This is a genomic window from Parasphingorhabdus sp. (assembly GCF_036963705.1).
Lineage (GTDB): Bacteria > Pseudomonadota > Alphaproteobacteria > Sphingomonadales > Sphingomonadaceae > Parasphingorhabdus.
In genome coordinates this window covers 25,537-34,091 of record NZ_JBALUT010000029.1, presented here as the reverse complement: position 1 = coordinate 34,091, position 8,555 = coordinate 25,537, and the positions used below count along the sequence as shown (strand labels likewise).

Here is an 8,555-nt window from a genome sequence, read left to right as displayed (position 1 = left end):
ACTGCTGCCTTGCGGGTGTCGATCGAGATCACTGCGCCGCAATGGGCGAGCCGTTCGATCACCGGTACTACGCGGTTGATTTCGTCACCTTCCCAGACCTCGGCCGCACCAGGCCGAGTGCTTTCTCCACCTATATCAAGGATCGACGCACCGGATGCGGCCATAGCCAGTCCGGCCTCGGCCGCCTTGTCGGGGTCATCCGTGTGTTTGCCGCCGTCGGAAAAACTGTCGGGCGTAATATTGAGAATGCCCATGACGTGCGGCTGGTCGAACCGGATGATCCGCTCGCCACATTGCAGCGGTTCATGATGCCGGGTGAGATTGGCAAATGACGCCGCAGCCCGTATCGCCAATGGCTCTGGAAGGGCTTTCGACCATTCCGGCCATTGGGTGATATTCACCAGGCCTCTGAGATTTGGTTTTCCGGCCTCGACAACTAAATATTCAATCTGAGAAAACCAAATCAAGCTATTGTTTAAACGTTGATTTTTATCTTCATGCCATTGAGGACTATCAACCAGCCCAACCGGCTTCAGATAGAGTCTGGCACCCGTTCCACATGCTTCCAACTCTTCCATTGGCGAGCCCATATCAGGGTTCGGTGGCCAGCAGATAGGTCTGGCGCAGATTGTCGATCGGCTTCAGCGTCTTGCCGTCATCATAATACCAATAGGTCCAGCCATTGCAGCTTGGCGCATCCTGTACGGTCGCGCCGATCTTGTGGATCGAGCCTTCCTGACCGTCCCAGATGATCGAGCCGTCGGCCCGGACTTTGACCTTGAACTTGCGGTTCTTGCTGCACAATTCGTCGCCGGGCTTCAGATAACCGGTTTCTACCAGCGTGCCAAAGGCAACCCGCGGTTTGGATTTCGGCGACTGCATGGTCTTGAGCGAGCTTTCGTCGAGCGGCAAAGCTTCGGCGATGCGCTGTTCGGCGACTTCGCAATAGGCATCCTCTTTCTCGCAACCGATCCATTCGCGGCCCAGTCGCTTTGCAACCGCTCCGGTGGTGCCGGTACCGAAAAACGGATCGAGCACAACATCCCCGGGATTGGTCGTCGCCAGCATGATGCGATAAAGCAGTGCTTCCGGCTTCTGGGTCGGATGCGCCTTGGTACCATTGCGTTTCAAACGTTCCTGACCGCCGCAAATCGGCATCACCCAGTCGCTGCGCATCTGCAATTCGTCGTTGAGATTCTTCATCGCGCGATAGTTGAACGTATATTTCGATTTTTCCGATTTCGAGGCCCAGATCAGGGTTTCATGCGCATTGGTGAAGCGGGTTCCCTTGAAATTGGGCATCGGATTGGCCTTGCGCCAGATGATGTCGTTGAGAATCCAGTAGCCTAGATCCTGAAGCGAAGCGCCAACCCGGAAAATATTGTGATAGCTGCCGATGACCCAGAGAGACCCGTCGGGCTTGAGAATACGGCGTGCTTCAGCCAGCCACGCCCTGGTGAAGGCATCATAGGCAGCGAAGCTGTCGAAATGGTCCCAGGCGTCATCGACCGCGTCGACCTGCCCGCCCTCCGGACGGTAAAGATCACCACCGAGCTGGAGATTATAAGGCGGGTCGGCGAAGACCATATCGACCGACGCATCGGGTAGCGATGCCATTGCTGCGACACAATCCATCTTCAATATTTGCCCCAATGGCAACGCATCAGCCTTTACAACAGGCTTTTTCGCGGTGCGTGTTTTGGGTGCGTGAATACGCTCGATAATCCCCATGTAACTCAATCCCTTTTTCCAACGGGGTTAACGGTGAGTCCGAAACAGCCGGCGGTCAAGGCCGTTAATATAGGTTAAAGGCGTATCTTAATGGTTAACGGAAAACTTGACGGGAGAACGAAACGAGTCCGTAACCAGATATGGAGTCAGGGCCACAAGGCCAGACTCAATCCCTAGTGGTGTGACGGAAAAGACTCGCTGACGAATATTTATTTTGATCTGGCGGGTTATATCGTCCAATTTCAAATCTGGTTCACAATAACTGGCGTTCAAGCTATAAGTTTGATCAACAGATATGCTTCAAAACGCATATGTCCGAGGGGTCAGGAAACAGATGACGCGCAATTTCCGAGATGAATATCAGCATGAATATGGCATCGCCCAACAGAGCGATGAACCCCGCCCCCATCCTGGCGTGATTGTCGGCGGAGAAGCAGCGCGCGAGAAACGCTGGGAATATGCAATTGTGTTCGGATCAAAAATTTTCGGATCGGTCGCCGCAGTCTGGTGGATGCTGACTTATGACACAGGCTGGGTCGAATGGTCGGCTTTCATCGCTGGTTATATCATATTGATGCTCGGAATCGTGCTCGGCTTTCACCGCTATTATTCGCACAAAGCCTTCGATACGTCGGTGCCGATGCAATATATATTGGGTGGGATGGCGCAGATGTCGATCCAGTCGTCGGTGCTCCGCTGGGCGGCCGATCACCGGCGTCATCACGCGCATAGCGACGAAGTCGGCGACGTCCATAGTCCATGGCTTGATGGCCGGGGACGCAAGACCAGCAAGCTTAAAGGCATGTTCCATTCGCACTTCGGCTGGTTCATGGACGATTGCGTCACCGACATGAGCATCTATGGCAAAGGCCTTGCCGACAATCCTGTGGTGCTCTGGCTTCACAAAACCCGCTGGTACTGGCTGATCTTCTCGCTGATCATCTTCCCCGGCATCTGGGGCCTTGCCTTTGGTGGCTGGGATCATGTCATCAGCACGATCCTGATCGGCGGCTATTTCCGGACATTCGTCGTATTGCAGATCACCCTGGGGATTTCCAGCTACGCCCATGTTGTCGGGTCGCAGCGCCACACCAAGGGCGTAGGCACCGCCAAGAACAGTTTTCTCTTCTCCCTGCTCACATTCGGCGAAGGCTGGCACAACAATCATCACAAACACCCCCGCGCCAGCTTTCAGGGCATGGCATGGTGGGAAATCGACATTGCTGGCTATGTCTTATTGCTGCTGGAGAAAATGGGTCTGGTCTGGAACGTCACCCGCCAGCCCAAATATATCAAGAGCGACAACGGCGAATGGATTCTGGCCAACCGAAAAATTGCGCCAAAACCGGCTGAAGCAGAAGCCTAGAGCAACTCCATCTGGGACACTGGCGCGAAGCTGCGCCGGTGCAAAGGCGTCGGTCCATATTGCCTGAGCGCAGCCAGATGCTCCGCTGTGCCATAGCCCTTGTTGCGCTCCCAGCCATATTGCGGAAATTGCTCGGCCGCTGCGATCATCAGATGGTCGCGGAATTCTTTCGCAAGGATCGAGGCCGCAGAAATACAGGGATGGATGGCGTCCCCGCCGATTACAGCTTCGGCTGAATAGCTCCATTCGGGCAGGCGGTTGCCATCGACTAGCACATGATCGGGCACTGCGTTCAGACCTTCCACAGCTCGGGTCATCGCTAGCATGGTCGCCTGCAATATGTTGATCTCGTCAATCTCGATCTCGGAACATTGGGCTACCGAAAAGCGGGCACAATCGATGATTTCCTGCTCAAGCCGCGCCCGGTTTTTGGCGGTCAGTTTCTTGCTATCGTCGAGTCCGATGATGCCGTGATTATCGGGCAGGATTACCGCTGCGGCTACGACGGGGCCAGCGAGCGGGCCCCTGCCCGCTTCGTCTACGCCAGCGATCATCGATCATCGTCCTGAAAGTCGGTCACAAATTGATGGCCCAGCGGACCACTGCCCTGACCGAGCCCGGGTGCTTCGATAATGGCGATGCGGGTGAAAGAAATTGCCTGTTCAAAAGCCGCTTCAAGGGCCATCCCGCTGCCCAGTCCGCAAGCCAGCGCGCTGGCAAAGGTGCAGCCGGTGCCGTGGGTTTCATCGGTGTCCAGTCTCTTGCCCTCGATCCTTCTGATCAGAGCGCTCGGCGAATAAAGTTCGTCGACAACCACAGCGCCGTCGCCATGACCACCCTTGATGACGAGATGACAGCCATGTCCCAAGACCTCGTCCTTGCCGCCCAGTGCCGCCAGCTCAGGCAGATTTGGCGTGACCACCGATGCCACGTCCATCAGCTCGCCAAAGGTCGCGATCGTGTCATCATCCGCCAGCGCGCTGCCGCTGGTCGCAACCATCACTGGATCGAAGACGACCGCTATACTGAGCTTATCAAGATATTGCGCCACCGCTCGCGCCGCGTCGGCGCTTCCGATCATGCCGATCTTGACCGCATCGATGCCAATGTCGCTGACCACCGATTCAATTTGGTCCAATATCATCGCCGTTGGTATTTGATGAACCGACTGGACCCCCAGCGTGTTCTGCGCAGTGATCGCGGTAATCGCCGTCATCGCGTGGCCACCCAACATGGTGATCGTCTTGATGTCCGCCTGGATGCCCGCACCGCCTCCGCTATCGGAACCGGCAATCGACAATATCCGCGGACAGGTTACTGTCACAGGAACAGCGGCCCGACCTGAACGATCAGGAACCATTCCATCGCACCGGCTAGTAATAGGATCAGAATCCAGAACCGGCGAAAAAAGCCCCTGGCAAAGAAAAATAGTAGCAGCGTAACGAGGACGGGCAGGATCAGACCGATCACCACTATGGTTCGGGCGTCCATCGCATCAAGAAAGCTCAGCATTTATACTTCCGCAGGGTAGAAGCCGGAAATTTTTCCAGCAATTCCGTCGAACGGGTCGGTCGAGGTTCCAGTTTGCCACCGCAATTGGGGCATATTCCCTTGTGTTTCTCACTATTACAGTCGTCGCAAAATGTGCATTCGAAGCTACAGATCAGCGCGACAGCCTGCTCGGCGGAAAGATCCTTGCCGCAGCTTTCACAATCAGGGCGCATTTCCAACATCAGCCAGCTACCTCCTCTACAACAGCGCAGATCCGGTCGACCACGGCATGGACCTGAGCTTCGTCGTCACCCTCTGCCATCACCCTGATGAGCGGCTCTGTGCCCGATTTGCGAATCAACAGTCGGCCGGCGCCTTCCAGCTCTTTCTCGGCCTCGGCGATCACTGCCTTGACCTTCTCGCTCTCAAGCGGCTGACCGCCGCTGTAACGAACATTTTTTAGCAGTTGCGGCACCGGATCAAATAGATGCAGCAATTCGCTGGCAGGTTTACCGCTCTCGACCAATTCGCCAAGCACCTGCAAGGCAGCAACCGTGCCGTCACCGGTGGTACCGTGATCGAGCAGGATCATATGACCGGATTGCTCGCCACCGACGTTGTAGCCACCCTTTTTCATTTCTTCGAGAACGTAGCGGTCCCCAACATTCGCCCGGATCAGATCAAGATGCTGGGATTTCAGGAACCGTTCCAGCCCGAGGTTAGACATCACAGTGGCGACGATACCATCACCGCGCAGCAAGCCATTGCGGCTCCAGCTGGACCCGATCAAGGCCATCAACTGATCGCCGTCAACCACTTGCCCTTTTTCATCGACAACGATTAGGCGGTCGGCATCTCCGTCCAGCGCGATACCGATATGGGCACCGGAAGAGACGACGGTTTCCTGCAGGATCGCAACGTCGGTTGAACCGCATTTGTCATTTATATTCAAACCATTGGGGGTAATCCCCAACGCGATGACCTCGGCGCCCAATTCCCAGAAAGCCGAGGGGGCCACCTGATAAGCAGCACCGTTGGCGCAATCGCAGACAATCTTCAGGCCATCGAGCCTTATATGGTCGGGCAGCGACATTTTGACCGCATGGATATATCGACCGCGAGCATCCTCGAATCTTTTGGCCCGGCCAATATCGGCCGCGGGCGCTAATAACGTCTCTTCTTCCAGATAGCCCTCAATCTTGAGCTCGTCTTCATCGGAAAGCTTGAATCCGTCGGGTCCGAACAATTTTATACCATTGTCATAATAGGGATTGTGACTGGCAGAAATCATGACACCGAGATCGGCGCGCATTGATCTGGTGAGCAAAGCCACGGCGGGCGTCGGCATCGGTCCGACTTGTACCACGTCCATTCCGACACTGGTAAATCCGGCGACCAGAGCGTTCTCCATCATATAGCCGGACAGCCTGGTGTCCTTGCCAATCACGACACGATGTTTGTGATCTCCCCGCAAGAAATGTCGCCCGGCGGCTTGTCCGACTTTCATCGCGATCTCGGCGGTCATCGGGTGTTTGTTGGTCAGACCGCGAATACCATCGGTGCCAAAAAATTTCTTTGTCATTTCAACTTACATCCCAAAATCGACGTGCCCCGCTGCGAACGTCTCTAGCCGATGGACCGTCGGGAGACCAAGAAGGAATGACGCCAAAGGTAAATTTTACACATAATCATCTCTTGCCAGAAGCTGGTCGCCATGGTTGATAAACCCTCCGTAGACGGCAAGGGATAGAATATTGAAAAAAGCGCTAATCATACTCCTTGCTCTGGTTCTCGGTATATTGATCGGATTGTTTTTCGGCCCCAAGAGCGAGTTGCTCGTCGAAGCCGCCGATGTTGTCGGCAATATGTGGCTTAATGCCTTGCGGATGACGGTCATCCCGCTGGTTTTCACCCTCTTGATCGTTGGCATCGGCAAGGCAGCAGCCATGGCCCGCGCAGGAAGGATGACCGCCCGCGCCATATTTTTCATGATATTCATACTCTGGTGTTCTTCAGCCATGGCTGCCCTGGTAACGCCCGCCTTGCTTGAAATATTCCCGCTCAATATCGATGCGGCAGCGGCTCTGCGGTCGGCACTGGGCAATACGGCTCCCCCCGGCGATGTACCGCCGTTCAGCGAATTCCTCCGCGCGCTCATTCCCACAAACGCCATTGCGGCTGCCGCAGAAGATGCGGTGTTGCCATTGATGGTTTTCGCGCTGGCATTCGCCTTTGCGATCACCCGCTTGCCAGATAGCCAACGCGTGATGCTGGACCAGTTTTTCAATTCGATTGCCAACGCGTTGCTGATCCTTATCCAGTGGGTATTGGCGCTCGCACCGCTCGGTGTTTTTGCTTTGGCTCTGGGCGTCGGCGCGACCGCTGGTCTGGCTGCGTTCGGGGCATTGCTCCATTATGTTCTGATCGTCAGCAGCGTCGGCGCGATCGTCTGGATTTTCAGTTATATTCTGACCTTCGTCGGTGGAAAGCGCGGACCGATTGCCTTTTTCAAAGCCTCCGCTCCAGCCCAGGCAGTGGCCATTTCCACACAAAGCTCGCTCGCTTCGCTGCCGGCTATGGTCAGCGGCGTCAAGGCGATGGGTGTAGGGGATCGGTCAGCCGATGTCGTCCTGCCGATCGCGGTCGCGCTGTTTCGCGCAACCGGTCCCTGCATGAACCTTGCAGTCGTTATTTACATCGCCCATCTGATGGGCATCGAATTGTCGATTGGCATGCTGGCGATTGGCGTGGTGGTCGCGGCAATCACCACCATGGGCGCAGTCAGCCTGCCCGGCTCGATAAGCTTCATCACCTCGATAGCGCCAATTTGCATCGCCATGGGAGTCCCTATTGAACCGCTGGTTCTGCTTTTGGCGATCGAGACATTTCCTGATATCATGCGAACCGTGGCCAATGTTAGCACGAACATGAGCGTGACCGCGACGCTCGCCCGCAGCGAGGGAGATATGACATGAAATATCGTAAATTGGGCAGCGAGTTGGAGGTTTCCGCGCTTGGCTTAGGCTGCATGCCAATGGCAGGCATTGGTAAAGGCATGTATGGCATAGCGAACCGGGCAGAAAGTCTCGCGACCATCGACCGGGCGATCGAACTGGGCGTAACCTTTTTCGACACCGCCGAAGTCTATGGCCCGTTGATAAACGAAGAATTACTCGGGCAAGCTATCCGCGGTCGCCGTGACCGGCTGGTCATCGCGACCAAATTTGGCTTCGCGTTCAACGACGGCCAGGTATCCGGCGTGGATTCCAGTCCGGCCAATGTCCGCCGCGCCTGCGAAGGATCCTTGCGCCGGCTCGGAATCGATACGATTGACCTGTTCTACCAGCACCGCGTAGATCCCAATGTTCCGATCGAGGAAACGGTCGGCGCGATGGCCGAACTCGTGACCGAGGGCAAGGTCCGCTATCTCGGTCTGTCGGAAGCCGGAGCCGGCACGCTGAAAAAAGCGCACGCGACCCATCCAATTGCGGCCTTGCAGTCCGAATATTCTCTTTGGGAACGCAGCATCGAGGAAGACATCCTCCCAATCTGTCAGGATCTCGGTATCGGTTTTGTCCCTTACAGCCCGCTCGGTCGCGGTTTTTTGACCGGTCAGATCAGCAGTCGCGATGATTTGCCCGAGGATGACTATCGTCGCAATGACCCCCGTTATTCGGAAGAGAATTTTGATCAGAATATGAAACTGGTAGATGTGGTCAAGGAAGTCGCCCACCGCCATCACGGCTCACCTGCACAAATTGCTCTCGCATGGCTGTTGGCTCAGGGTGACTTCATCGTGCCGATCCCTGGTTCGAAAAGACGCGCGACCCTGGAAGACAGTATGGTCGCGGTCGACATCGAACTGACTAAAGCCGACCTCGACGAACTGGAAGCCGCGGCGCCCGTTGGAGGCACCGCTGGTCTCCGCTACGGCGATAGAATGATGTCGATGGTGCGCCTCTAAAAT

At 55.8% G+C, this 8,555-nt stretch carries 10 protein-coding genes; 3 read left to right on the top strand and 7 right to left on the bottom strand.

Annotated elements, in window-relative coordinates; translation table 11 throughout:
• Nucleotides 1–401, bottom strand: a 401-nt coding sequence (locus tag V7680_RS08670; protein ID WP_335652889.1) for a dihydropteroate synthase, incomplete at its 3' end; no start/stop codon positions are given.
• Nucleotides 402–591: 190 nt separating this feature from the next.
• On the bottom strand, nucleotides 592–1,731 hold the full coding sequence (locus V7680_RS08665) for a site-specific DNA-methyltransferase (protein WP_335652892.1): 1,140 nt from the start codon (nucleotides 1,729–1,731) through the stop codon (nucleotides 592–594).
• A 334-nt stretch (nucleotides 1,732–2,065) separates the two neighbouring features.
• Here V7680_RS08665 and V7680_RS08660 point away from each other — a divergent pair, with 334 nt between their 5' ends.
• Nucleotides 2,066–3,097: an acyl-CoA desaturase gene (locus tag V7680_RS08660; protein ID WP_335652888.1), complete on the top strand. Its 1,032-nt coding sequence runs from the start codon at nucleotides 2,066–2,068 to the stop codon at nucleotides 3,095–3,097.
• Here V7680_RS08660 and V7680_RS08655 read toward each other — a convergent pair.
• Genes V7680_RS08655 through glmM form a run of 5 tightly spaced genes read right to left on the bottom strand, consistent with a single transcriptional unit; the run spans nucleotide 3,094 to nucleotide 6,170 of the window.
• Nucleotides 3,094–3,651: a ribonuclease HII gene (locus V7680_RS08655; protein ID WP_335652887.1), complete on the bottom strand. Its 558-nt coding sequence runs from the start codon at nucleotides 3,649–3,651 to the stop codon at nucleotides 3,094–3,096. The two genes, V7680_RS08660 and V7680_RS08655, sit on opposite strands and share 4 nt — an antisense overlap.
• Nucleotides 3,648–4,421, bottom strand: coding sequence for a bifunctional hydroxymethylpyrimidine kinase/phosphomethylpyrimidine kinase (thiD, locus tag V7680_RS08650; protein ID WP_335652886.1), 774 nt, complete (start codon nucleotides 4,419–4,421; stop codon nucleotides 3,648–3,650). Before thiD ends, V7680_RS08655 begins: the two co-directional genes overlap by 4 nt.
• Complete coding sequence (locus tag V7680_RS08645; protein WP_335652885.1) at nucleotides 4,418–4,609, bottom strand: hypothetical protein; 192 nt, start codon at nucleotides 4,607–4,609, stop codon at nucleotides 4,418–4,420. The genes thiD and V7680_RS08645 overlap by 4 nt, the downstream gene beginning before the upstream one ends.
• Entirely contained in the window at nucleotides 4,603–4,830 is a 228-nt protein-coding gene (locus V7680_RS08640) for a DUF1272 domain-containing protein (RefSeq protein WP_335652884.1), read from the bottom strand. Before V7680_RS08640 ends, V7680_RS08645 begins: the two co-directional genes overlap by 7 nt.
• Entirely contained in the window at nucleotides 4,830–6,170 is a 1,341-nt protein-coding gene (glmM, locus tag V7680_RS08635; protein ID WP_335652883.1) for a phosphoglucosamine mutase, read from the bottom strand. Before glmM ends, V7680_RS08640 begins: the two co-directional genes overlap by 1 nt.
• A gap of 172 nt (nucleotides 6,171–6,342) precedes the next feature.
• Here glmM and V7680_RS08630 point away from each other — a divergent pair, with 172 nt between their 5' ends.
• Entirely contained in the window at nucleotides 6,343–7,563 is a 1,221-nt protein-coding gene (locus V7680_RS08630) for a dicarboxylate/amino acid:cation symporter (protein WP_335652882.1), read from the top strand.
• On the top strand, nucleotides 7,560–8,552 hold the full coding sequence (locus V7680_RS08625; protein WP_335652881.1) for an aldo/keto reductase: 993 nt from the start codon (nucleotides 7,560–7,562) through the stop codon (nucleotides 8,550–8,552). Before V7680_RS08630 ends, V7680_RS08625 begins: the two co-directional genes overlap by 4 nt.
• Nucleotides 8,553–8,555: the final 3 nt, after the last annotated feature.

Coding starts and splice junctions, on each gene's coding strand:
- V7680_RS08665 (WP_335652892.1), bottom strand. CDS start 1,731: ATGGGGATTATCGAGCGTATTCACGCACCCAAAACACGCACCGCGAAA.
- V7680_RS08660 (WP_335652888.1), top strand. CDS start 2,066: ATGACGCGCAATTTCCGAGATGAATATCAGCATGAATATGGCATCGCC.
- V7680_RS08655 (WP_335652887.1), bottom strand. CDS start 3,651: ATGATCGCTGGCGTAGACGAAGCGGGCAGGGGCCCGCTCGCTGGCCCC.
- V7680_RS08645 (WP_335652885.1), bottom strand. CDS start 4,609: ATGCTGAGCTTTCTTGATGCGATGGACGCCCGAACCATAGTGGTGATC.
- V7680_RS08640 (WP_335652884.1), bottom strand. CDS start 4,830: ATGTTGGAAATGCGCCCTGATTGTGAAAGCTGCGGCAAGGATCTTTCC.
- glmM (WP_335652883.1), bottom strand. CDS start 6,170: ATGACAAAGAAATTTTTTGGCACCGATGGTATTCGCGGTCTGACCAAC.
- V7680_RS08625 (WP_335652881.1), top strand. CDS start 7,560: ATGAAATATCGTAAATTGGGCAGCGAGTTGGAGGTTTCCGCGCTTGGC.